Genomic DNA, 23,104 nt, shown 5'->3' with positions numbered 1-23,104 from the left:
TGGCCGCTCGGCTATCGTCACGCCCCATGAATGCTTTCCTTCGCCTTGGCTGGCGCACGCTCTGGCGCGATCTTCGCGCGGGCGAGCTTCGTCTCCTGATCGTTGCGGTGCTGCTGGCGGTGGCGGCGCTCACGGCCGTGGGCTTCTTCGCCGACCGGCTCAAGGGAGGCTTGCAGCGCGACGCGCGCCAGTTGCTGGGCGGAGATGCGGTCCTCGCGACCGACAACCCGACGCCGGCTGTCTTCGTGGAGCGCGCGCGCGCCCTGGGTCTGGACGGCGCGAGTACCTACGGATTTCCAACCATGGCGCGTGCCGACGAGGCGCAGGGCGGCGCGAGCAAGCTGGTGGCCCTGAAGGCCGTCACGGCCGGCTACCCGCTGCGAGGCAACCTGCAGGTGGGCATCGATCCGGCCGCCCCGGGTCAGATCACCCGCGACGTGCCCACGCCCGGCGAGGCCTGGGTCGACGCCTCGCTGCTGGACTCGCTCTCGCTCAAAGTGGGTGACACGCTGCTGCTGGGCGATGCCGGCCTGCGCATCGCGCGCGTGATCACGCTCGAACCCGACCGCGGCGCCGGCTTCATGAGCTTCGCGCCGCGCGTCATGCTCAATCAGGCCGACGTGCCGCGCACAGGCCTCGTGCAGCCGGCGAGCCGCGTGAGCTACCGATTCGCGGTGGCCGGTGAACCTGCCGCGGTGAAGCGCTTCAGCGACTGGGCCGAAGCGACGATCAAGAAGGGCGAGGTGCGCGGCGCGCGGCTCGATTCCTTCGAGAGCGGCCGGCCCGAGATGCGCCAGACGCTGGATCGCGCGGAGAAGTTCCTCAACCTCGTCGCGCTGCTCGCTGCATTGCTTTCGGCCGTGGCCGTCGCACTGGCCGCGCGTGGTTTCGCCGCCAGCCACCTCGACGATTGCGCCATGCTGCGCGTGCTCGGCCAGAGCCAGCGCACCATCGCCGGCGCCTATGCCTTCGAATTCGCGGTGATCGGCGTGATCGCCAGCGCGCTGGGCGTGGCGATCGGGTTCGGCGTGCACTACGCGTTCGTGGTGCTGCTCGCGGGACTGGTGCAAAGCGCGCTGCCCGCGCCGACGCTCTGGCCGGTCATGTTCGGCTTCGGCGTGGGGCTCACGCTGTTGTTCGCCTTTGGCTTGCCGCCGGTGCTGCAACTCGCGCGCGTGCCGCCGCTGCGCGTGATCCGCCGCGACGTGGGCAACTTGAAGCCCGCGTCGATCGCCGTGCTCGGGCTGGGCGTCGCAGGCTTTGCCGCCTTGCTGGTGGCGGCCAGCAGCGACCTGAAGCTGGGGCTCATCGCCGTCGGCGGCTTCGCAGCGGCCGTGGCCGTGTTCGCATTGTTGAGTTGGATCGCCGTGATCCTGCTGCGCCGCAGCGTCAACGAGACGACGGCGCCGCGCTGGCTGGTGCTGGCCACGCGCCAGATCTCGGCAAGGCCTGCGTATGCAGTAGTGCAGGTCAGCGCGCTGGCCGTGGGTCTGCTCGCGCTGATCCTGCTGGTGCTGCTGCGCACGGACCTTGTGTCGAGCTGGCGCAAGGCCACGCCGCCGGATGCGCCGAACCGCTTCGTGATCAACGTGATGCCGGACCAGAGCGACGTGTTCCAGAAGACGCTGCGCGACAACGGCGTGCGCAAGTTCGACTGGTACCCCATGATTCGCGGCCGTCTGGTCGCCATCAACGACAAGCCGGTGTCGCCCGACGACTACACCGACGATCGCGCCAAGCGGCTCGTCGATCGCGAGTTCAACCTCAGCAACAGCGTGGAAGCACCGGCACACAACGTCGTCACTGCCGGTGCCTGGAAGCCGGGGGCCTCAGGCGAGGTGAGCGTCGAGGTAGGTCTCGCCGAGACGCTGGGCCTGAAGCTGGGCGACACGCTGCGCTTCGACATCGGCGGCATGCAGAACGACGCGCGCGTCACGTCGCTGCGCAAGGTCGACTGGGGCTCGATGCATGCGAACTTCTTCGTGATGTACACGGTGGCCTCGCTGGCCGACGTGCCCGTCACGTATATGGGCGCGTTCCGTGCGCCCGATGTGAAGGGCTTCGACAACGCGCTGGTGCGCACTTATCCGAACGTGACCAACGTCGACATGAGCGCGACGATCGGGCAGGTGCAGCGCGTGCTCGACCAAGTGATCCGTGCGGTGGAGTTCCTGTTCGGTTTCACGCTGGCGGCGGGGCTGGTCGTGCTGTTCGCGGCCGTCACGGCCACGCGCGAGGAGCGCGCCCGCGAGTTCGCGGTGATGCGCGCTGTGGGTGCGCGGGCGAGCCTGCTGCGGCAGGTGCAGCGCGCGGAGCTGGTGGGGGTCGGAATGCTGGCGGGCTTTCTGGCAAGCATCGTGGCCTCGGTCATCGGCTGGGCGCTCGCACGCTTCGTGTTTGACTTCACGTGGACCGCATCGCCACTCGTGCCTATTGCGGGTGCTCTGGCAGGTGCTGTCCTGGCGCTCGCTGCCGGCTGGTGGGGTCTGCGCGAGGTATTGCGCCGACCCGTGGTGGCGACGCTGCGGCAGGCGGCGGAATAGGCGGTCATGCCGATGGCCGGTTGCATCGAGCTCGACACGGATCGCTTGCATCTGCGCCAGTGGCGCGGCACTGATCGGGAGCCCTTCGCGCAGTTGAACGCCGACCCGCGTGTGATGGAGTTTTTCCCCGAACCGCTTTCGCGCGCCGAGAGCGATGCGGTGGCAGACCGTTGTGCGCAGGGCATCGAGGAGAGAGGCTGGGGATTCTGGGTCGTCGAAGAGCGCGCGAGCGGATCGCCCATCGGCTTCACGGGACTGAGCGTGCCGAGGCCCGATTTGCCATGCTCGCCGTGCGTCGAGATCGGCTGGCGGCTGGCGCGTGCCTACTGGGGCAGGGGTTACGCGACCGAGGCCGCGCGCGGTGCCCTGCGAGTGGGCTTCGAGAGGCTTGCGCTGTCGGAGATCGTTGCGTTCACCGCTGTGCCCAATCTGCCCTCGGAGGCGGTCATGAAGCGGTTGGGAATGGTGGCTGATGGGACGTTTGAACATCCGGCCATTGCTGTGGGGCATCCGCTTCGGCTGCACAAGCTCTATCGGTTGACTCGCGAGGCGTGGCTTGCTCAAGGTGCGGAGTCGCAGAGTGGCGCCCCAAAGAAAGCACCCCTCACCAAGACAACGCCCTAAAGCACTTCATCCCGAAGCTGCGGAAACACCTTGGACACTTTCGCCAGCAAGTAGTCACCATACTTGCCATTGAAGGCATGCACATTCGCCCGGTCCCAACGCGCCGCGCTGTCGTCCTGCGCATCAGCACCGGCTAGCCCTTGGATACGTTGCACCCGCGCCTCGAAGTGAGGGTCGAAGAAAAGGGGAAAAGACAACCGATCGCGACCCGAGGTATTGCGTGTCACGCGGTGCGGCGTCGACTTGTAGAGCCCGCCAGTCATTCGGTCGAGCATGTCGCCGATGTTGCAGACGAAGGAATTCGGCACCGGCGCCGCTTCGATCCATCCACCCGGAGTGCGCACCTGCAGGCCACCTACATCGTCCTGGTGGAGGATGGTGAGCAGGCCGTAATCCGTGTGCTCGCCGACACCCCAGTGCACGTCCATGCCCTCGGGCACCGACTGGGTCGGGTAGTTGAAGATGCGGAACAGGATCAGCGGATCGGCCGTGTAGCGCTCGGCAAAGTACGTGGCCGGCAAGCCGAGGCTCAGGGCGATGCCTTCCATCAAACGATGGCCCAGCCGCGTGACTGCGTCGATGTAGGCGAGCACCGTGTCGCGGAATCCTTCGATGCCGGGAAAGAGATTGGGCCCATGCACGGGCGTGCGGGCTCGCACGAGCGGATGCGCTTCGGACAGTTCGGTGCCCAGGTAGAGGCCTTCCTTCCAGTCGGGCCGGCCCGAGGTCAACTCGCCGGCCAGCGGGAAATAGCCACGCCATGCGCGCCCGCCCAGCGCCATTCGCCATTGCATCTTGGTGGCCTCGTCGAGCGCGAAGAATCGGCGGCTCAGGTCTTCGAGACGCTCCACCAGAGCCTTATCAACGCCATGGCCCCTGATGTAGAAAAAGCCGTGCGCGCGGCAAGCGGCGCCAATCCGTGCGGCCACGTCGTCGCGTCCCGGGCCGTCGGCCACCAGCGCTGAAACGTCGATGACGGGGAGGGCATCGCTGCCGCGAGAGGGTGGGGTCAAATCACGCATGCCCCGATGGTGCCGCAAGTCTTGGAGACAATGTCATCCATGCAAATTCAGGACAAACCATCTTTCGACACGCCCTTCGAATGGATCGGCGGTGAAGACAAGGTCCACGCCCTCGTCGAGCGCTTCTACGACCTCATGGACCTCGAACCGGCCTACGCGCAATTGCGCGCCGTGCACGGCACGACGCTGGACAACGCGCGGCAACGCCTTTTCTGGTTCCTGTGCGGCTGGCTCGGCGGCCCGCAGCACTACACCGACCGCTTCGGCCACCCGATGCTGCGCGCGCGCCATCTGCCGCAGAGCATCGGCGGCCACACCATCGGCATCAAGGAACGCGACCAATGGCTCGCGTGCATGGATCAGGCGATGGGTGAAACCGGCGTGCCGGAAGGTCTGCGTGAACGGCTGCGCGGATCTTTCTTCCAGACGGCTGACTGGATGCGCAATCGCGGCGAGTGAGTCGTCCGAGCCTGATCAGCGCCGCGACGGCGCCAACAGAACCACCAGCGCGCCCGCACCACCCTCGGCCGGCTTGGCCTGCACGAAGGCCAGCGTTTCGTTTTTCTGGATCAGCCAGCGCTGCACCTTGGCCTTGAGCACCGGCTGCTTGCCGGGCGAGCCCAGGCCCTTGCCGTGCACCACGCGCACGCAGCGCAGGCCCTGCTTGTAGGCGTCGCGGATGAAGGCGCCGAGCGCGTCGCGCGCTTCGTCGCTGCGCATGCCGTGCAGGTCGATTTCGCGTTGGATCGACCACTCGCCCGCACGCAGCTTACGCGTCACATCGGTATTGATGCCGGGGCGGCGGAAGCTCATCGCATCGTCGGTGTCGAGCAGCGTGCTCACGTCGAACTCGTCGGACAGTGACTCGCGCATCACGCGTTGCTCGTCGAGTTGCTGCTGCACAGGGATAGGCGCCGGCGGCTCGGGGGCCAGCGGCACCGAGGCCTTTTGCCGCAAGGGCTTCGTGGCGCCGATCGCACGGGAGAAGAGGTCTTGGTCGGCCAGGTGCTTCTTCTGCGCAGCTGCTTGCGCCGCGGCCTCGACTGCTTCGCGCTCGCGCTGTTCTGCGAGCGAGCGCTGCACCTGCTTCAGGTCGGCAAGGCTCTTGAGATTGTTGGGTTTGGCGGGCATGAGGGTGGGCGATCAGCGGCTATTGTCGATGCAGCCGGGCTCGGGCTATTTCATCAGGTTACATGTCGGTGATCAGACGAGGCCGTGTTCGGCCATCGAAAGGGCGCCGCCCTTGGCCACGATCACATGGTCCAGCACCCGGATGTCGATGAGCGCCAGGGCCGCCTTGAGCGTCTGGGTGAGCGTTTCGTCCGCTCGCGACGGCTCGACGCAGCCGCTCGGATGGTTGTGCGCCAGCACGACGGCCGCGGCGTGGTGGTGCAGGGCCCGGCTGACGACTTCGCGCGGATAGACGCTGGTTTGCGTGAGCGTGCCGCGAAAAAGCTCTTCCATCGCGACCAGGCGATGCCGGGCGTCCAGGAAGAGGGCGGCGAAGACCTCGTAGGGCCTTGCGGCCAGGTGGAGCTGCAGGTACTGCTTGACCGCCTCCGGCGAATCGAAGACCGCGCGCTCCTTCAGGCGTTCGGCCAGCACGCGCCGCGCGAGTTCGAGGACCGCCGCCAGCTCGGCGCGCTTGGCGGTGCCGCCCAGTCCCTTGACGCGCTTGAGATCGTCGAGCCCTGCGTTGAGCAGGCCGGCGAGGCCTCCGAAGTCGTCAAGCAGCTCCTGGGAGAGCTGCAGCACGTTCTTTCCGGGGAGGCCGGTGCGCAGGAGGAGGGCCACCAGTTCCGCGTCGGCCAGCGCGCCGGCGCCGAGTCCCATGAGTTTCTCGCGCGGCCGCGCTTCTTCGATCAGGTCCTTGAAAGACATGGCGATTCGGGGTTCAAGCCCCACTCCCTAAAATATGGGCCCCAGTCTATCGGGACTCTTCATTTTGTCTTCGACCTCCACCGCCCCCGTCGTCACGGCCGGTTCCTTCCTCACCCTGCATTACCGGCTCGCCGGACCTGCGGGCGACATCATCAATACCTTCCAGGACAAGCCCGCCACGCTGTCCCTGGGCACGGGCGAACTCTCGCCCGCGGTCGAGCAGCGCCTGATCGGCATGCAGGAAGGCGCGCACGCCACTTTCGAGCTGCCGGCCGGCGATGCCTTCGGTGACCGCAATCCGGAGATGCAGCAATGGGTGGCGCGCAAGCTGCTCGCACAGATGGGCGACCCGGACGAGCAATACGCCGTCGGCGACGTCGTGCAGTTCCCGACGCCTGACGGCACCGGCAGCTACGCGGGCGCTGTCATCGAGTCGAACGAAACCGCGGTGCGCTTCGACTTCAACCATCCGCTCGCAGGTCAGCCCGTGACCTTCGAGGTCAAGCTGATTGGCGTGTTGTGAACACCATCGAGGAAGTCATCCTGGCGGAGCCGCGGGGCTTTTGCGCAGGCGTCGATCGCGCGATCGAGATCGTCGAGCGCGCCCTCGCCAAGTTCGGCGCGCCGATCTACGTGCGGCACGAGATCGTGCACAACACCTATGTGGTCAATGAGCTCAAGGCCAAGGGAGCGATCTTCATCGAAGAGCTCGCCGACGTGCCGCCGGGCGCCACGCTGGTGTTCAGCGCGCATGGCGTCAGCAAGGCCGTGCAGGCCGAGGCGCGCGAACGCGGCTTCGAGATTTTCGATGCCACCTGCCCGCTTGTCACCAAGGTGCACGTCGAGGTCGCGAAGCTCGCCAAAGAGGGCTACGAATTCATCATGATCGGCCACAAGGGGCATCCCGAGGTCGAAGGAACGATGGGGCAGCTCTCGAGCGGCATCCATCTGGTGGAAGACGTGGAAGACGTCGCGCACGTCTCGCCCGCGCAGACGCTGAAGCTCGCGGTGGTCACGCAGACCACGCTGTCGGTCGATGATGCGGCCGAGATCTCCGCCGCTGTGCGTGCGCGTTTTCCGAACGTGCGCGAACCCAAGCAGCAGGACATCTGCTACGCGACGCAGAACCGGCAGGATGCCGTCAAGATCCTCAGCCCGCAGGTCGACCTGGTGATCGTGGTCGGTAGCCCGACCAGCTCCAACAGCAATCGCCTGCGCGAACTCGCCCAGCGCCTGGGCACCGAAAGCTACATGGTCGACTCGGCTGCGGAACTGAAGCCCGAATGGTTCGAGGGCAAGGTCCGCGTGGGTCTCACGGCAGGCGCCTCCGCGCCCGAAGTGCTGGTGCACGAGGTCATCGATCGCGTCAAGGCGCTGGGCGCCCTCTCGGTGCGCAAGATGAACGGCATCGAGGAAACGCTCAAGTTCCCGCTGCCCAAGGGCCTCAAGCTGGACGACATGCCCGCGCCGGGCCATATCTCGTGAGTGGCGCCACTCACGATTGGCGCAGCGACATCGAGGCCGCGTCGCGGCGCATCCATGAGCGCGCGCCGTACTTTCTGCGCGAGACGCCGCTCTGGAAGCTGCCTGCGGAGGCGCTCGGCCTCCAGGTACGCGGTGTCGAAGGCTGGCTCAAGCTGGAGCATCTGCAAGTCAGCGGCAGCTTCAAGGCGCGCGGCATGATGAACCGTCTGCTCGCCAACGACATACCCGCTGCCGGGGCGATCGTCGCGTCGGGCGGCAATGCCGGCATCGCGACGGCTGCCGCCGCGCAGGCGCTCGGCGTGCACTGCGCGGTGTTCCTGCCCGAGATGTCCACCGAGGCCAAGCGCGCGCGGCTGCGCGCGCTCGGCGCGGAGGTGGTCGTGGGCGGCGAGGCCTACGCGGACGCTCTGGCTGCCTGCCTCGAACGCCAGCGCGAAACCGGCGCACTTCTCACCCATGCCTACGATCAGCCAGAGGTGGTCGCTGGCGCAGGCACGCTCGGCCGCGAGATCGAGCGGCAGGCAGGCTTGCCGGACTCCGTGCTCGTGAGCGTTGGCGGAGGCGGCCTGATCGGTGGTCTGGCGGCCTGGTTCGAGCAGCGCAGCCGCGTGGTCGCGCTCGAGCCGGAACGCGCGCCCACGCTGTTTCGCGCGCGCGATGCCGGCGAGCCGGTCGATGTGGAGGTCGGCGGCGTCGCGGCCGATTCGCTGGGCGCGCGGCGCATCGGCGCCATCGCCTGGGATGTCACGCAGCGCCACGTGCGCAATGCATTGCTGCTGCCCGACGAAGCCATTCGCGCCGCGCAGATTTGGCTTTGGAAAGAACTGAAGTTGGCCGTCGAGCCGGCCGCAGCCCTGCCACTGGCCGCGCTGCAGAGCGGGGCTTATGTGCCGCGCGAGGGAGAGAAGGTCTGCCTCATCGTTTGCGGCGCCAACGTCGATCCGGCAACGCTGAACTGAGCCCTCGGTGGCTGTCGGGCTAGTGCTCGCAGTTCACCATCCACGGCACGCCGAACTTGTCTTCGAGCATGCCGAAACCCGCGGCCCAGAAAGTCGCCGCGAAAGGCATCGTCACCTTGCCGCCCTCGGCCAGTGCGTTGAAGAGTTTTTCGCCTTCCTTGACGTCCTTGCCCTGAACCGAGAGCGAAAAGCCCTTGTGGCCGTCGAAGGGATAGCCGGGCGGCAGATCGGAGGCCATGAGCTGGTGGCCGCGCGCCTCGAGCGTGGCGTGCATGATCTTCTGTTTGTGCGAATCCGGTGTGTCCTTGCCCATGGGGCTTTCGCCGAAGGTCATGCTGAAGGCGATCTTGCCGTCCAGGCACTGGGCGTAGAACGCGAGCGCCTCTGCCGCGTTTCCGTTGAAGGTCAGATAGGCTTCCATTGCATCTCCATGAGGTGATCTGGCCGGGAAGCACGATCCTACGCCCACCTAAAATCACGCAAATGCTCGATATCACACTGTTACGCAAGGACCTCGCGTCCGTCGTTTCCCGCCTCGAAACGCGCAAGAAGGACCAGCCCTACCTGGACGTGGCGAGGTTCAGTTCGCTCGAGGCCGAGCGCAAGACCTTGCAGACCCGCACGGAGGAAATCCAGGCGCGCCGCAATGCCCTCAACAAGCAGATCGGGCCGCTGAAGGCCAAGGGCGAGTCGGTCGACGCGCTGATGGCCGAAGTCAACGCGCTCAAGGCGGAACAGGAATTCTCAGCCACCCGGCTCGATGCGCTCCAGCCCGAACTCCAGGCGCTGCTGCTGGCCGTGCCGAACCTGCCGCATGCGAGCGTGCCGGTCGGCGAGGACGAAGAGGCCAACGTCGAGGTGCGGCGCTGGAGCCCCAAGGGCGGCGCGGGCGCATCGGCGACTCCCCTCGGCTTCACGCCCAGGGATCACGTGGATCTCGGCCTCCCGCTGGGCCTGGACTTCGAGATGGGCGCCAAGCTGTCGGGCTCGCGCTTCAGCGTGATGAAGGGGCCGATCGCGCGCCTGCATCGGGCGCTCGCGCAGTTCATGCTCGACATCCAGACGCAGCAGCACGGCTATACCGAGTGCTACGTGCCGTACATCGTCAACGCCGATACGCTGCGCGGCACGGGCCAGTTGCCCAAGTTCGAGGGCGACCTGTTCGCTGCGAAGAAGGGCGGACAGGACGGCGAGCCGGCGCCCGATCATTCGGCGCTCTATCTCATCCCGACCAGCGAAGTGCCGCTCACGAACTTCGTGCGCGACGAGGTGGTGGCCGAGGCGCAATTGCCTATCAAGCTCACCGCGCACACGCCGTGCTTCCGCTCGGAAGCGGGCAGCGCCGGACGCGACACGCGCGGCATGATCCGTCAGCACCAGTTCGACAAGGTCGAGATGGTCCAGATCACCCACCCCGACAAGAGCTACGAGGCGCTCGAGGCCATGACCGGCCACGCCGAGGCCGTGCTGCAGGCGCTCGAACTGCCTTACCGTGTCGTATTGCTGAGCACGGGCGACATGGGCTTTGGTTCCACCAAGACCTATGACCTGGAGGTCTGGCTGCCGGCGCAGGATACCTATCGCGAGATCAGCTCGGTGTCGAACTGCGAGGCCTTCCAGGCGCGGCGTCTTCAGGCTCGCTTCAAGAACTCGCAGGGCAAGAACGAGCTCGTTCACACGCTCAACGGATCGGGCCTCGCGGTCGGCCGCACGCTGGTGGCCGTACTGGAGAACCACCAGAACGAAGATTGCTCGATCAGCGTGCCGGCCGCGTTACGGCCCTATCTGGGCGGCACCGAAGTGTTGCGCGGCTGAAAAAGTGCGTCGCGAGGTCTGCTAGAATAGCGGGCTCGACAGACACCGGAGAGGTGGCAGAGTGGTCGAATGTACCTGACTCGAAATCAGGCGTACGTGCGAACGTACCGAGGGTTCGAATCCCTCCCTCTCCTCCAGAAATGGCTTCGCGGTTGATCACCGTCATCCGCATGAAGCCTCGAAAGCCCCGCTAGACGGGGCTTTTTCATGCGCGGTTGACCGCCGTTCGTCGTTGACAGCCACGCCGACCAAGATATCCAGTGACCCGAGCGCTCGAGCGGCGGGGCATCGGACTCGACCGCTCCCGTCTTTCCAGAAGGCGTCACTGGCGCAAGGGATCAGTTCGCGCGGATCTTCGCCGCCTCCACCAGCTTGCCGAATCGGATGTACTCTTGCCGCATCATGCGCATCGTGGCTTCGCCATCCACGAACTTGACCTCGACGCCGAGCTTGGCAAATTGCGACTTGACTTCAGGGTCGTCCATCACGCGCTGCATGGCGGTCGCCAACTTGCCCTGGATCGGGGCAGGGGTCGCCGCCGGCAGGAACACGCCAACCCACGCGATCACTTCGGCGCTCGGATAGCCCGCCTCGACCACCGTCGGGACGTTGGGCAGGTCCGGCAGGCGGGTGGCCGAGGTGACGGCCAGCGCCCGCAGTTGCCCCTGCTTGACCCGGCTCACGGCGCCGATAGCGGTGTCGAAGCCGTAGCTCACCTCGCCCGCCAGAACAGCCTGCACGCATTGGGCGCCGCTCTTGTACGGGATCTCGGTGATGTTGACACCGGCCGAGACTTTGATCGCCTCGCCCGAAAGCTGCGCCGTGCTGCCAACGCCAAATGAGGCGTAGCTGATGTTCTCACCCTTCTTTGCGGCCTGGACCACGTCGCCCAGCGTCTTGTAGGGCGAATCGGGCTTGACCAGGATGAGATTGGGGAACGACGCCAGAGTGCCGACCGCGGCGAAGCTGCGGATCGGGTCGTAGGGCACCTTGCCCATGACCTGTGGGCTGATCGTGAACGCCGCGTTGGAACCCATGAAAATCGTGTAGCCATCAGGCTCGGCGCGGGCCACCGCGTCGGCGCCGATCATGGTGCCTGCGCCGGGACGGTTGTCGACCACCACCGGCTGGCCCAGGATCGCCTGGAGCTTGGGGCTCAGCACCCGGGCCATGGCATCGATCGTGCCGCCCGCCGCGTAGGGCACGACGACCTTGATCGGCCGGCTCGGGTAGTCGGAGGCCATGGCGGTGCCAGCGGCTGCTGCCATCACGGTCATTGACAGCGCAGTCAGTACTTTTCTGAAGAGGATCATTTCCTTTTTTCCTTGAACATGATGTGAGATATGCGCCGACTCAAAACGTCGCCGAGTGGCGGGCCTTGTCGATGAGCAGTTGCGGCGGTGCGAAGCGGGCGTCGTAGCGCTCGGCGAGGTATTGGGCGCGTTCCACGGCCTTCTCCAGGCCGTACTGGTTGAGGAACTGGAACACGCCGCCAGTCCAACGCGGAAAGCCGATGCCCAGCACCGAGCCGATGTTTCCGTCACCCGCGTTGTCGAGCACGCCCTCTTGCAGGATGCGCACGGATTCGATGGCCATGCAGAACAGTAGGCGGTCCACCTTGTCTTGCTGCGGGTATTGCTTCTCGGGCTTGACGAAGTGTTGCGCCAAGCCCGGCCAGAACTGCTTGCCGCTCTCGGGGTAGTCGTAGAAGCCGCCGCCAGCGGCGCGGCCCTTGCGGCTGAATTCGTTCAGCATGAGCTCCATCACTGTGTCCGCGCCATGGGGGGGCAGGGGGCGCCCTTCTGCGGCGAAGGCCTTCAGGGTTTCCAGCCGGTTGTTGTAAGACAGGGCCAGGCTCACTTCGTCGAGCACGGCCAGCGGGCCCACGGGGAAGCCGGCGAACATGGCGGCGGCTTCGATGCTGGCCGGATCCTGGCCCTCGCCGAGCATGGCCACGCCCTCGCGGGTGAAGGTGCTGAACACGCGGCTGGTGAAGAAGCCGCGGCTGTCGTTGACGACGATGGGCGTCTTGCCCAACTGCATCACTAGGTCCAGCGTCTGGGCCAGGGTCTCCTTGGAAGTCTCGGCACCCTTGATCACCTCGACCAGTTGCATGCGGTGCACCGGCGAGAAGAAGTGCGTGCCGATGAAGCGCTCGGGCCGGGTGGACGACTTCGCCAGGCCGGTGATCGGCAGCGTGGAAGTATTGGAGGCCCAGATCGCGTCGGGGCGCAGCAGTGGCTCCAGCGCGCGGGTGATCTGATCCTTGAGATCGGGCCGCTCGGGCGCGGCCTCGATCACCATGTCCACGTGGGCCAGCTCTTCGTAGCTCTCGACGGCGTGCATGCGGGCCAGGATCTGCTGGCGCTTGGCTGCGTCGAGCTCGCCCTTTTCCTCTCGCTTGGCGAGCAGCTTGTCGGCAGCGGCGATGGCGCCCTGGGCCTGCTCAAGCGTGGCGTCCTTGATCCAGACCTCGATGCCGCGTAGTGCCGCAACGTAGGCGATGCCCTTGCCCATCATGCCGGCGCCCAGCACGGCCAGGGTCTTGACGCTGCGTTTTTCGAAGCCCGGGGGGCGCTGCGCGCCGTTCTTGATCTCGTTGGCGCGGAACCAGAACGTGCCGATGATGTTCTTGGACACCGAGCCCGTGACTAGGCCGACGAAGTAGCGCGTTTCGATGCGGCTGGCAGTGTCGAAATCGACCTGCATGCCCTCCACGCTGGCGCAGACGATGGCCTCGGGCGCCGGGTAGCAGCCGCGGGTCTTGGCGCGGACCTGGGCGGCGGCGTTGGAGATCCAGCGCTTGGCCTCGGGCGCATCGTTCCAACCGCCAGGCGGGATGTGGCCCGGCGCGTCCCAGGGCTGGCTGCTGGCCGGGTGGGCGGCGATCCAGGCGCGCGCCTTGGACATCAGCTCCTCGGAGGTGGCGGCCAGCTCGTGCACCAGGCCGGCCTTGTGCGCCTCGGCGGGCGACATCAACTTGCTGTCCTGGAGGTAGGGCTGGCTTGCGGCCAGGCCAAGCAGGCGCGTCATTCGCACCACGCCGCCGGCGCCGGGCATCAGACCCAGCGTGGCTTCGGGCAGGCCAAACTGCGCCTTGGGCATGTCGAGCGCGATGCGATGGTGGCAGGCCAGCGCGATCTCGAAGCCCCCACCCAGGGCCGTGCCGTTGAGCGCGGCAACCACTGGCTTGCCCAGTTTTTCCAAGCGACGCAGCGCACTCTTGCCGCGTTCGGTAGCGGCGAACAGCTTGTCGGCATCGGCAGGTTGCATGTTGTAAAGGCGCTTCAAGTCGCCGCCGGCAAAGAAGCTCTCCTTGGCCGAGGTCAGGATGACGCCGGTGATGCGGTCCTTTTGCGCTTCCAGTTCGGCTACGCGTTGCGCCAGGCAATCGCGCATGGCGTCGGTCATGGTGTTGACGCTTTGTTCGGGCGCGTCGAAGGTCAGGGTGACGATGCCGTCGTCGGCATGGTGGAATTGAATGGGTTCTTGCACAGCTACGTTCCTCAAAATCAAAGACGTTCGATCACGGTCGCCACGCCCATGCCGCCGGCCACGCACAAGGTGGCGACTCCGTAGCGCAGCTGGCGGCGTTCCAACTCGTCGAGCAGGGTGCCCAGAATGATGGCGCCGGTGGCGCCGATGGGATGGCCCATGGCGATGGAACCACCGTTGACGTTGATCTTGTCCATGGGCACGCCCAGCGTCTTGGCAAAGTGCAAGGGCACTGCCGCGAAGGCTTCGTTGACCTCGAACAGATCGATCTGGTCGGCCCGCAGCCCGGCCCTGGCCAGGGCCTTCTGCGTGGCCGGCACCGGACCGGTGAGCATGAGCGTGGCCTCTACCGTGACCAGGCCCGTGCCAAGGATGCGGGCGCGCGGCCGCAGGTTCAGCTCCTTGCCGATCTTCCCGCTGCCCACCAACACCAGGCCCGCACCGTCGACGATGCCCGACGAGCTGCCCGCGGTGTGCACCGCGGCGATGCGGTCGAGTTGCGGGTAACGCTGGCGCGCCACGACGGCGTGGGCGCCGGCCGAGGCGCCGCCGAACGCGGGCTTGAGCGAAGCGAGCGATGCGGCCGTAGTCTCTTCGCGGATGTACTCGTCGTGGTCCAGCACGGTCAGGCCGTTGCCGTCCAGCACGGGAACCAGCGAGCGCTTGAAGTGACCCGCGCCGCGTGCGGCGGCGGCCAGCTGTTGAGAACGCAGGGCGAAGGCATCGAGCGTTTCACGGTCGAAGCCGTGCAGGGCCGCGATCATATCGGCGCTGTAGCCCTGTGGCACGTAGGCAATTTTCAGGCTGGTGGCCGGGTCGTAGATCCAGGCGCCGCCGCTGGCGCCCAGGCCCAGGCGCGACATTGATTCCACGCCGCCGGCCGCGATCAGATCGTGCCAGCCCGAACGCACCTTCTCGGCGGCGATATTCACCGCCTCCAATCCCGCGCCGCAAAAGCGTTGCAAGGCCATGCCCGGAACTTGGGTCCAGCCACCCGGTGCGCACAGCGCCGCGATACGCGGCAGGCACGAGCCTTGGTCGCCCACGGCAGAGCTGATTCCCATGATGAGGTCATCCACGCGGCCGGGGTCCAGCGCAACCCGCGTGCGCAAGGCCTCCAGCAAGCCAACTACCAGATCGATGGGCTTTGTCTCATAAAGTGCGCCGCCCCCAGGTTTGCCTTTGCCGCGCGGAGTCCGCACAGCGTCGAAAATCATTGCATCGGACATGTTTTCTCCAATAAAACGAACCTAGTGTCTCGAAATAATTTGTCGAAGTCAATTTTTTTGTGCATACTTCACTCCAAGGACCAAAAAATGGATCAACCGTCTCACTTTATCGATGCTCAAGCAGACTCAGACAAGCCAGGCAACAGCGCGTTGGCGCGGGGCATCCACGTTCTGCAGGCCTTCGGCGTCGATGCGCCCGCACTGACCGCCAAGGAACTCATGGCGGCCACCGGCTTGCCCAAGCCGACCTTGTTCCGCCTGGTCACTACCTTGTGCGAGGCCGGACTGCTGCGCTACGACGAGGCCGACGGACGCTTTCTGCCCGCGCCGGGGCTGGCGCGCCTGGCCGCTCCGCTGCTGGCGCGCACCTCCATCCGGCAATTGGCATTTGGGCCGATGCAGGCACTGGCCGAGCGCGCCGTTGCGCAGGTGTCCTTGGGCCTGGGCCTGGGATTGGACCTCGTCTACATCGAACTGGCGCAGTCCAAGGACTGCGTGACGGTCCGACCGGCCATGGGCAGCCACATTTCGCTGTCCCGGACCGCTTCCGGCCGCGCATACCTGGCCGCACTACCGCTCGAGCAGGCCCAGCGCTACCTGGATGGTGTGCGCGCCAGCGACGCGGAGCATGGTGCCTGGCTGGCCGAGCGCTTGCAGGAAGCCCGGCGCGATTTGGCCGAACGCGGCTTTTGCGTCAATCGAGGCGACCTGCAGCGACAGCTCGAAGCGGTGGCCGTGCCGGTGCGTGCCGCCGGCAACCCCGACGAGATCTACGTCTTCGCTTGCAACGTCCCCAGTTTCGAATTGCGGCCCGGCCAGTTGCTCGACGACGTAGGCCCGCGCCTGGCCACGCTCGCGCGCAGCATCGAAGCCGCCTTGGGGACGACCACTGCATCGCCCCTCTGACAGATTTTTCACTCGCCTGAACTCCCCCCACATGAACTTCGATCTCTCCGATGAACAGCAAGCCCTGTGCGACGCCGTTTCGCGCACCTGCGCCCGCTTCGACGACGAGTACTGGCTGCGCAAAGACAAAGAGGGCGGCTTCCCGTTCGAGTTACACCAAGCGCTGGCCGAGTCCGGCTGGCTGGGCATCTGCATTCCAGAGGAATATGGCGGCTCGGGCCTGGGCATCACCGAGGCGGCGCTGATGATGCAGACGATCAGCGCCTCCGGCGCGGGCATGTCTGGCGCCTCGGCCGTCCACATGAACATCTTCGGATTGCAGCCAGTGGTGATCTTCGGCAGCGACGCTCAAAAGAAGCGCATGCTGCCGCCGCTGGTCCAGGGCAAGGAAAAGGCCTGCTTTGCCGTCACGGAGCCCGACGCAGGCCTGAACACCACGCGGCTGAAGACCCAGGCCTTGCGCGAGGGTGAACACTACATCCTCAGCGGATCCAAGGTCTTCATTTCCACCGCGCAGGTGGCCGAGAAGATGCTGATTCTGGCGCGCACCACGCCGCTGGACCAAGTGAAAAAGCCCACCGATGGGCTGAGCCTGTTCTACACCGACATCGATCGGCGCTTCGTCGAGGCGCGTGTCATCGACAAGATGGGGCGGAAGGCGGTGGACACCAACCAGTTGTTCATCGACGGCCTCAAGGTGCCGGTGGAAGACCGCATCGGCGAAGAAGGCCAGGGCTTCCACTACATCCTGCATGGCATGAACCCCGAGCGCATCCTGATTGCGTCGGAGGCCATCGGCCTGGGCAAGGTGGCCCTCAAGCGCGCCACCCAGTATGCGAACGAGCGCATCGTGTTCGACCGTCCCATCGGCCAGAACCAGGCCATCCAGCATCCGCTGGCCGAGCGCTGGATGCAACTGGAGGCGGCCAACCTGATGATGCTCAAGGCGGCCGACCTCTTCGATCGCGGCCTGCCTTGCGGCGCCGAGGCCAACAGCGCCAAGTACCTGGGAGCCGAAGCGGGCTACCAGGCCTGCCTGCAGGCGGTGATGACGCACGGCGGCTACGGCTATGCCAAGGAGTATCACGTCGAGCGCTACCTGCGCGAGAGCCTGATTCCGCGCATCGCGCCAATCAGCCCGCAGCTCATTCTTTGCTTCATCGCCGAGAAAGTGCTGGGGCTGCCGAAGTCTTACTAAGCGCCAGACCCATGACGACAACCCCCATCGATCCTCAGGCGATCGACCGCTTGGCCCATTGGGCGCAGGTCTGCCCCGAGAAAGTCGCCGTGCGCCTGGTGGACGGCGACGCGGTCACGAGCTTGACCTATCGCGAACTCGACGCGAGCGCCAGCGTGGCGGCCCAGTGGCTCATCGGCCTGGGCCTGCGCGAAGGCGAGGGCATCGCGCTGCTGATGGAGAACCGCCCTGACCTGTTCGCGCTGGCCTGGGGTGCCCGCCGTGCCGGGTTGTACTACACGCCGGTGAGCACGCACCTCAATCCGGGCGAGGTGGAATACATCCTGCGCGACTGCGGCGCGCAGTTGTTGGTCGCGACGCAAAAGACAGCGTCGCTGGTTCCCAAGGATGGCACTTGGCACGGCGCACGCTATCTGCTCGACGGGCAGGTCGACGGTTTCGAGTCGATGGTGCCCGCCCTGGCGCGCTACGCGCCTGGCGCCGCACTGCCCGAGCGCATGGTCGGGCGCGACTTTCTGTATTCGTCGGGCACAACCGGCAAGCCCAAGGGTATCAAGCGACCGCTCGTCCCCTTTGCGAACCGGTTCCAGGACGCCTACGACGCAGTGGTGTGGCGCGAGTTCTTCCAGTTCGGCGCGAACTCCATCTATCTCACGATGGCGCCGCTCTATCACGCCGCGCCGCTGCGCAGTTGCATGCGCAACATCGACTGGGGCGGCAGCAACATCGTCGCCAGCCGATTCGACGCCGAGCGCGCGCTGCATCTGATCGCCCAGTATCGGGTGACGCACAGCCAGTGGGTGCCGACCATGATGGTGCGCCTGCTTGCTTTGTCCGACGCGATGCGCGAAAGCGCCGACCTGAGCAGCATGCGCGTGGCCATCCACGCGGCCGCGCCGTGCCCGCCCGAGATCAAGCGCCGCATGATCGAATGGTGGGGCCCGGTCTGGTATGAGTACTACGGCGGCTCCGAGGGCGTCGGGCTCACCGCCATCGACAGCGAACAATGGCTGCGCAAGCCAGGGGCCGTCGGGCGCGTCCAACTCGGCGTCATCCACATCAAGGACGACGCAGGCCACGAACTGCCTGTGGGCGAGCAGGGCCGCATCTGGTTCTCGGGCACGCCCCGCTTCCAGTACCACAACGACCCGGCAAAGACGGCCGCGGCCTACGACGCGACGGGCTGCGCCACCTTCGGCGACATCGGCCATGTCGACGAGGAGGGCGACCTTTTCATCTCGGGGCGGCGCACCGACCTCATCCTCTCGGGCGGCGTGAACATCTACCCGCAGGAGATCGAGAACCTGCTCGCCGCCTATCCGGGCGTTTCGGACGTGGCGGTGATCGGCGTGCCGCATGCCGAGTTTGGCGAAGAGGTGAAGGCCGTCGTCGAGCTGAGCGATCCGGCGCAGGCCGGCCCGGCGCTGGCCGAGGCGCTGATGACCTATTGCCGCCAACACATCGCACACCTGAAGTGCCCGCGCAGCGTTGACTTCGTCACCGCCCTGCCGCGTCTCGAGAACGGCAAGCTCTACAAGCGCCTGTTGATGGACGAGTACGCGAAAGCTGCCGCCACTTCGCGCTGAATCAAATCGCAACCCTTTTATTGCTTAGGAATCACCAACATGCGTACGTCCCTCCGAGAGGACCACGAGCAGTTCCGCGACCAGGTCCGCAAGTTTGTCCAGCGCGAGATCGCGCCGCACCACCACGAGTGGGAGAAGGCCGGATGCGTGCCGCGCGAGACTTGGCTGAAGGCCGGGCGCGAAGGCCTGCTGCTTCCAGCCATCCCGGAGGAATACGGCGGCGGCGGTGGCGACTTCGGCCACTCCATCGTGGTCATTGAGGAGCTGATGCGAGTTCTGGCCACCGGCCCAGGTTTCCCGCTGCACTCGGACATCGTGGCACCCTACCTGCTGGCCTACGGGACGGAGGCGCAAAAGCATGACTGGCTGCCCGCCATGGCGCGCGGCGAAAAGATCGGCGCCATTGCCATGACCGAGCCCGGCATCGGCAGCGACCTGAAGGCCATGCGCACCACGGCGCGGCGCGATGGCGACAGCTACGTGATCAATGGTGGCAAGACCTTCATCACCAACGGCGCGAATTCCGACCTCGTGATCGTCGCATGCAAGACCAACCCCGATGCCGGCACGCGCGGCATCAGCCTGATCGTGGTGGATGCGGGAACGCAAGGCTTCACCAAGGGGCCGCTGCTGGAGAAGATCGGCCTGAAGGCGCAGGACACCTGCGAGCTGTTCTTCGACAACGTGCGCGTACCCGCTGCGAACCTTCTGGGCGAAGAAGGAAAGGGCTTTGGCTACCTGATGCATCAGCTGGCGCAGGAGCGCTTGATGATCGCGGTGCGCAGCCCCGTCGTGATGGAGACCATGCTCGAAGAGACCATCAACTACACGAAGTCTCGCAAGGCCTTCGGGCAGCCGATCTTCGACCACCAAAACACCCGCTTCAAGCTGGCCGAGATCAAGGCCAAGACCGTGGCGTGCCGGATCTTCGTGGACCACTGCATCTCGCTGCATTTCGACAAGGCACTCTCGGCGGACCTGGCAGCCATGGCCAAGCTGTATGCGACCGAGGCGCAGGGTCAGGCGGTGGATGAGCTGTTGCAGCTGCACGGGGGCTATGGCTTCATGCGTGAGTACCCCGTGGCTCGTGCCTTCGTCGACAGCCGCGTGCAGCGCATCTACGGCGGCACGTCGGAGATCATGAAGGAAATCATCTCCCGCGGGCTATGACAGACACAGCACATCCGCAGGCGCTGTCCGGCACCCGCGTACTGGACCTGACGCGCCTGCTGCCGGGCCCGTACGCCACTTACATCCTGGCCGGATATGGCGCGGATGTCGTGAAGGTCGAGGACACCGGGGCCGGCGACTACGCGCGTCATTCGCCGCCGCTAGAGGCCAGCGACCTCGGTGCAGCATTCACCGCCAGCAATGCAGGCAAGCGCAGCATCGCCATCGACCTCAAGACCGACGAAGGCCGCGCCGTGTTCCGTCGCATGGTGCAGGGCGCCGACGTGTTGGTGGAGAGCTTCCGCCCCGGCGTCATGCATCGGCTCGGACTTGACTACGCCGAGCTCAGCGAGATCAACCCTGCACTCGTGTACTGCGCCATCTCAGGGTACGGGCAGAACACGCGACGGGCCGCGCTGGCCGGCCACGACCTCAACTACCAGGGTGTCGCAGGCCTGTTGTCGCAACGCGTGGAAGGGGAACCAGAAGCGCTGCCGCCGGCGCTGCTGGGCGATCTGGTCGGAGGATCGTTTTCGGCTGTGATCGCGATCATGGCAGCGCTGCTCGAGCGCCGCGCCAGTGGACGCGGGCGGTTCATCGATATTTCCATAGCCCATGGCGCAATGGCGCTGATGCCTCTGGTTTCAGTTGCCGCAGTCAACGGCGAGGTAGTGAAGCCGTTCGGCAGGACTGCGCTGAGCGGAGGCAACCCCGCGTATGGCATCTATGTGGCGAGCGATGGCCGGCGGGTGGCGCTGGGTGCGCTCGAACACAAGTTCTGGAAGACCTTTTGCCTCAGAACCGGTCTCGACGACCTGGCCGAATGGCGACCGGAAGGGGACGACGCCGCAGATGCCGTCGTGCGGCAGCGGCTGGAGACCCTGTTCCGCAGCCGGTCGGCCAAGGAGTGGGAGACGCTCGGTGCGCAGTGGGATGTATGCCTGACGGCGACGGCCAGCGTGAGCGAAGCGTTGGACGGTGCCAGGACGGAGGGATTGCCTGTGTTCGATTCGTATGCACGCGACACGTCACGCGGTGGCGTGCGTGTCGAGGTCTTGAAGGGCGTCTGCGCGGACTTGACGCAGATGTCGCGCGTGCTGACGCCGCCACCACAGCAAGGCGAGTACACGCACAGCCTCATGTCAGAGGCGGGGTACTCCGACGCCGACATCGCCGCGTACTTGGCGGCAGGAATCGTGAAAGGGCCGCAATGAGCTACGCCACCTTGAAGATCGAGTACCGGGGCGCGGCCGCGTGGGTGTGGATGAATCGTCCCGAGTTGCACAACGCCTTCGACGAAACGCTGATCGCCGAGCTGACGTCAGCGTTCACTGCGCTTGACCTCGAGGTCGCCGTGCGCGCCGTCGTCCTGGCGGGCGTTGGCAAGAGCTTTTCGGCCGGCGCGGACCTCAACTGGATGAAGCGGCAAGGAGCCGCGCCGCCGGAATCAAACCTGTCCGACGCGCAAAAGCTCGCTACCTTGTTCCGCACCATCTCGATCTGCGCGACACCAACGATCGCGCGCGTGCACGGCGCGGCTCTGGGGGGCGGCATGGGCTTGGCCTCCGCATGCGACATCTGTGTGGCGTCCACCGCGGCGCAGTTCGCGACCTCCGAAGTCCGCCTCGGCATCATCCCGGCCGCGATCGGCCCCTTCGTCGTGCGCGCCATCGGCGAGCGCCAGGCCTATCGCTACTTCCAGACCGGTGAGCGAATTGGGGCCGGGCGTGCCCGCGAGATCGGCTTGGTTCATGAGGTGGCCGAACCCGACGCGCTGGACGCGAAAGTGCAAGAGGTGCTCGACGCGCTGCTGACTGGCGGGCCGCTGGCCCAGGCCGCGGCGACCGACTTGATCCGGGCCGTCGCTCATCGACCGGTCGATGACGCGCTCGTTGACGATACCGCGCGTCGGATTGCGACCTTGCGTGCCACCTCGGAAGCGCAGGAGGGGCTGAGTTCGTTCTTCGAGAAGCGTCCGGCAGCATGGGTGCCCGCAAGGGTCTGAAGGAGGCGGACATGCCGATGGAAAGCGTGCGCATCGTCGAGGTGGGACCGCGCGACGGCCTGCAGAACGAAAGACGGAACGTTCCGACTGCGAGCAAACTGGAGTTGATCGAACGGTTGGCCAACGCAGGACTGCGCGACATCGAAGTGACGTCGTTCGTATCGCCGAAATGGGTGCCCCAAATGGCGGACCAAGTTGAGGTGATGCGGGGTCTGCCACGTCACGCTGGTGTCAACTATTCCGTGCTGACGCCGAATCTCAAGGGCTTCGAGGCGGCGGTCGAAGAAGGCGCGACCGAGGTTGCCGTGTTCGCCGCGGCGTCGGAGGGCTTCTCGCAAAAGAACATCAACTGCTCGATCGATGAATCGATTGAGCGCTTCATCCCGGTGTTCAAGGCTGCGAGCAAGACCGGCGTGAAGGTTCGAGGGTATTTGTCGTGCGTCGTGGCTTGCCCCTTCGACGGCCAGATCGCTCCGCAGAACGTGGCCGACGTAGCGCGGCGACTCTACGAGCTGGGCTGCTACGAAGTGTCGTTGGGCGACACCATCGGCACCGGCACGCCCGATTCGGTGTTGCGAATGTTGGAGGAGGTGGCTAGAGGGATCCCGGTCGAGCAGCTAGCCGGCCATTTCCATGACACCTACGGCATGGCCATCGCCAATGTGCATGCATCGTACGGCTTCGGCGTGCGCGTGTTCGACAGCTCCGTGGCAGGACTCGGTGGCTGTCCCTACGCCAAGGGAGCCACCGGAAATGTCGCCACCGAGGATCTCGTGTACCTGCTCCACGGGCTTGGCGCGCACACCGGCGTCGACCTGGAAGCGTTGGTGGATTGCGGCGCTTGGATCTCGGCCGAGTTGAACCGCGACAACGGTGCCAGGGTCGGCCGCGCCATCCTTTCGAAACGCTCGCCTGCGACGACGTATTGAGGTCAGCCGATCAAGTGAGATGCCACATGCCTGCCGAATGGTTAGGCCCGATTGAATAGGAGATATCAAGTGAAAGTTCTGGTACCGGTCAAACGCGTCGTCGATTTCAACGTCAAGGTGCGCGTCAAGTCCGACGGCACCGGTGCGGACATCGCCAACGTCAAGATGAGCATGAACCCCTTCGACGAGATCGCCGTCGAAGAGGCAGTGCGCTTGAAGGAGAAGGGCGTCGCCACGGAAATCATCGCCGTGTCCTG

Annotated in this window: 21 protein-coding genes, 1 tRNA gene and 1 pseudogene; 16 read left to right on the top strand and 7 right to left on the bottom strand. The window is 65.9% G+C overall.

Going from position 1 to position 23,104, the window contains the following annotated elements; genetic code table 11:
• Positions 1–26: 26 nt before the first annotated feature.
• Both QTI24_RS16995 and QTI24_RS16990 read left to right on the top strand, forming a co-directional pair.
• Positions 27–2,543, top strand: coding sequence for an ABC transporter permease (locus tag QTI24_RS16995; protein ID WP_286601985.1), 2,517 nt, complete (start codon positions 27–29; stop codon positions 2,541–2,543).
• Positions 2,544–2,549: 6 nt separating this feature from the next.
• Positions 2,550–3,167, top strand: a complete 618-nt coding sequence (locus QTI24_RS16990; protein WP_503011273.1) for a GNAT family N-acetyltransferase — start codon at positions 2,550–2,552, stop codon at positions 3,165–3,167.
• On the opposite strand, the gene QTI24_RS16985 is transcribed toward QTI24_RS16990, so the two are convergent.
• Positions 3,164–4,189 (bottom strand): isopenicillin N synthase family dioxygenase, encoded by a 1,026-nt coding sequence (locus QTI24_RS16985; protein ID WP_286601983.1) that lies wholly within the window; start codon positions 4,187–4,189, stop codon positions 3,164–3,166. The genes QTI24_RS16990 and QTI24_RS16985 overlap by 4 nt on opposite strands.
• A 39-nt stretch (positions 4,190–4,228) precedes the next feature.
• On the opposite strand from QTI24_RS16985, the gene QTI24_RS16980 reads away from it, so the two are divergent.
• Positions 4,229–4,648, top strand: coding sequence for a group II truncated hemoglobin (locus QTI24_RS16980; RefSeq protein ID WP_286601982.1), 420 nt, complete (start codon positions 4,229–4,231; stop codon positions 4,646–4,648).
• A gap of 15 nt (positions 4,649–4,663) precedes the next feature.
• Here the strand turns inward: QTI24_RS16980 and QTI24_RS16975 are convergent, their stop codons facing one another.
• Entirely contained in the window at positions 4,664–5,320 is a 657-nt protein-coding gene (locus QTI24_RS16975) for a Smr/MutS family protein (protein WP_286601981.1), read from the bottom strand.
• Between the two features lie 72 nt (positions 5,321–5,392).
• On the bottom strand, positions 5,393–6,070 hold the full coding sequence (gene radC, locus QTI24_RS16970; protein ID WP_286601979.1) for a RadC family protein: 678 nt from the start codon (positions 6,068–6,070) through the stop codon (positions 5,393–5,395).
• A 64-nt stretch (positions 6,071–6,134) separates the two neighbouring features.
• On the opposite strand from radC, the gene QTI24_RS16965 reads away from it, so the two are divergent.
• From QTI24_RS16965 to QTI24_RS16955, 3 genes are read left to right on the top strand one after another with little or no spacing between them, the layout of a single operon-like run.
• On the top strand, positions 6,135–6,593 hold the full coding sequence (locus QTI24_RS16965) for an FKBP-type peptidyl-prolyl cis-trans isomerase (RefSeq protein ID WP_503011272.1): 459 nt from the start codon (positions 6,135–6,137) through the stop codon (positions 6,591–6,593).
• Entirely contained in the window at positions 6,590–7,555 is a 966-nt protein-coding gene (gene ispH, locus QTI24_RS16960; protein WP_286601976.1) for a 4-hydroxy-3-methylbut-2-enyl diphosphate reductase, read from the top strand. The genes QTI24_RS16965 and ispH overlap by 4 nt, the downstream gene beginning before the upstream one ends.
• The gene (locus QTI24_RS16955) at positions 7,552–8,514 is read left to right on the top strand and encodes a threonine/serine dehydratase (RefSeq protein ID WP_286601975.1); all 963 of its coding nucleotides are present in this window, start codon (positions 7,552–7,554) and stop codon (positions 8,512–8,514) included. The genes ispH and QTI24_RS16955 overlap by 4 nt, the downstream gene beginning before the upstream one ends.
• Before the next feature lie 19 nt (positions 8,515–8,533).
• Here QTI24_RS16955 and QTI24_RS16950 read toward each other — a convergent pair whose 3' ends face one another.
• Positions 8,534–8,935, bottom strand: coding sequence for a VOC family protein (locus QTI24_RS16950; RefSeq protein ID WP_286601973.1), 402 nt, complete (start codon positions 8,933–8,935; stop codon positions 8,534–8,536).
• A 62-nt stretch (positions 8,936–8,997) separates the two neighbouring features.
• Between QTI24_RS16950 and serS the strand changes: the two genes are divergently transcribed.
• Both serS and QTI24_RS16940 read left to right on the top strand, forming a co-directional pair.
• Positions 8,998–10,329 (top strand): serine--tRNA ligase, encoded by a 1,332-nt coding sequence (serS, locus tag QTI24_RS16945; RefSeq protein ID WP_286601971.1) that lies wholly within the window; start codon positions 8,998–9,000, stop codon positions 10,327–10,329.
• A 47-nt stretch (positions 10,330–10,376) separates the two neighbouring features.
• Positions 10,377–10,466: transfer RNA gene (locus tag QTI24_RS16940), tRNA-Ser, on the top strand.
• A 201-nt stretch (positions 10,467–10,667) separates the two neighbouring features.
• Here QTI24_RS16940 and QTI24_RS16935 read toward each other — a convergent pair.
• Genes QTI24_RS16935 through QTI24_RS16925 form a run of 3 tightly spaced genes read right to left on the bottom strand, consistent with a single transcriptional unit; the run spans position 10,668 to position 15,053 of the window.
• Positions 10,668–11,642, bottom strand: a complete 975-nt coding sequence (locus tag QTI24_RS16935) for a Bug family tripartite tricarboxylate transporter substrate binding protein (RefSeq protein ID WP_286601969.1) — start codon at positions 11,640–11,642, stop codon at positions 10,668–10,670.
• A 40-nt stretch (positions 11,643–11,682) separates the two neighbouring features.
• The gene (locus QTI24_RS16930; protein ID WP_286601967.1) at positions 11,683–13,824 is read right to left on the bottom strand and encodes a 3-hydroxyacyl-CoA dehydrogenase NAD-binding domain-containing protein; all 2,142 of its coding nucleotides are present in this window, start codon (positions 13,822–13,824) and stop codon (positions 11,683–11,685) included.
• 17 nt (positions 13,825–13,841) lie between these two features.
• Entirely contained in the window at positions 13,842–15,053 is a 1,212-nt protein-coding gene (locus tag QTI24_RS16925) for an acetyl-CoA C-acetyltransferase (RefSeq protein ID WP_286601966.1), read from the bottom strand.
• A gap of 87 nt (positions 15,054–15,140) precedes the next feature.
• Between QTI24_RS16925 and QTI24_RS16920 the strand changes: the two genes are divergently transcribed.
• The 8 genes and pseudogenes from QTI24_RS16920 to QTI24_RS16885 all read left to right on the top strand — a co-directional run.
• The gene (locus tag QTI24_RS16920) at positions 15,141–15,959 is read left to right on the top strand and encodes an IclR family transcriptional regulator (protein ID WP_286601965.1); all 819 of its coding nucleotides are present in this window, start codon (positions 15,141–15,143) and stop codon (positions 15,957–15,959) included.
• Positions 15,960–15,990: 31 nt separating this feature from the next.
• Positions 15,991–17,157, top strand: a complete 1,167-nt coding sequence (locus tag QTI24_RS16915; RefSeq protein WP_286601964.1) for an acyl-CoA dehydrogenase family protein — start codon at positions 15,991–15,993, stop codon at positions 17,155–17,157.
• Positions 17,158–17,168: 11 nt separating this feature from the next.
• Positions 17,169–18,743, top strand: a complete 1,575-nt coding sequence (locus QTI24_RS16910) for an AMP-binding protein (RefSeq protein WP_286601963.1) — start codon at positions 17,169–17,171, stop codon at positions 18,741–18,743.
• 39 nt (positions 18,744–18,782) lie between these two features.
• The gene (locus QTI24_RS16905; protein ID WP_286601962.1) at positions 18,783–19,913 is read left to right on the top strand and encodes an acyl-CoA dehydrogenase family protein; all 1,131 of its coding nucleotides are present in this window, start codon (positions 18,783–18,785) and stop codon (positions 19,911–19,913) included.
• The gene (locus tag QTI24_RS16900; protein ID WP_286601961.1) at positions 19,910–21,127 is read left to right on the top strand and encodes a CaiB/BaiF CoA transferase family protein; all 1,218 of its coding nucleotides are present in this window, start codon (positions 19,910–19,912) and stop codon (positions 21,125–21,127) included. Before QTI24_RS16905 ends, QTI24_RS16900 begins: the two co-directional genes overlap by 4 nt.
• Positions 21,124–21,918: an enoyl-CoA hydratase/isomerase family protein gene (locus QTI24_RS16895; RefSeq protein WP_286601960.1), complete on the top strand. Its 795-nt coding sequence runs from the start codon at positions 21,124–21,126 to the stop codon at positions 21,916–21,918. The genes QTI24_RS16900 and QTI24_RS16895 overlap by 4 nt, the downstream gene beginning before the upstream one ends.
• Positions 21,897–22,847, top strand: a complete 951-nt coding sequence (locus tag QTI24_RS16890; protein ID WP_286601959.1) for a hydroxymethylglutaryl-CoA lyase — start codon at positions 21,897–21,899, stop codon at positions 22,845–22,847. Before QTI24_RS16895 ends, QTI24_RS16890 begins: the two co-directional genes overlap by 22 nt.
• 69 nt (positions 22,848–22,916) lie before the next feature.
• Positions 22,917–23,104, top strand: a pseudogene (locus QTI24_RS16885) (electron transfer flavoprotein subunit beta/FixA family protein); the annotation flags it as partial.

Source organism: Variovorax sp. J22P240 (genome assembly GCF_030316855.1).
Taxonomy (GTDB): Bacteria; Pseudomonadota; Gammaproteobacteria; order Burkholderiales; family Burkholderiaceae_C; genus Variovorax.
The sequence above is the reverse complement of the archived record's forward strand: the minus strand, read 5'-3'. Positions and strand labels throughout refer to the sequence as shown.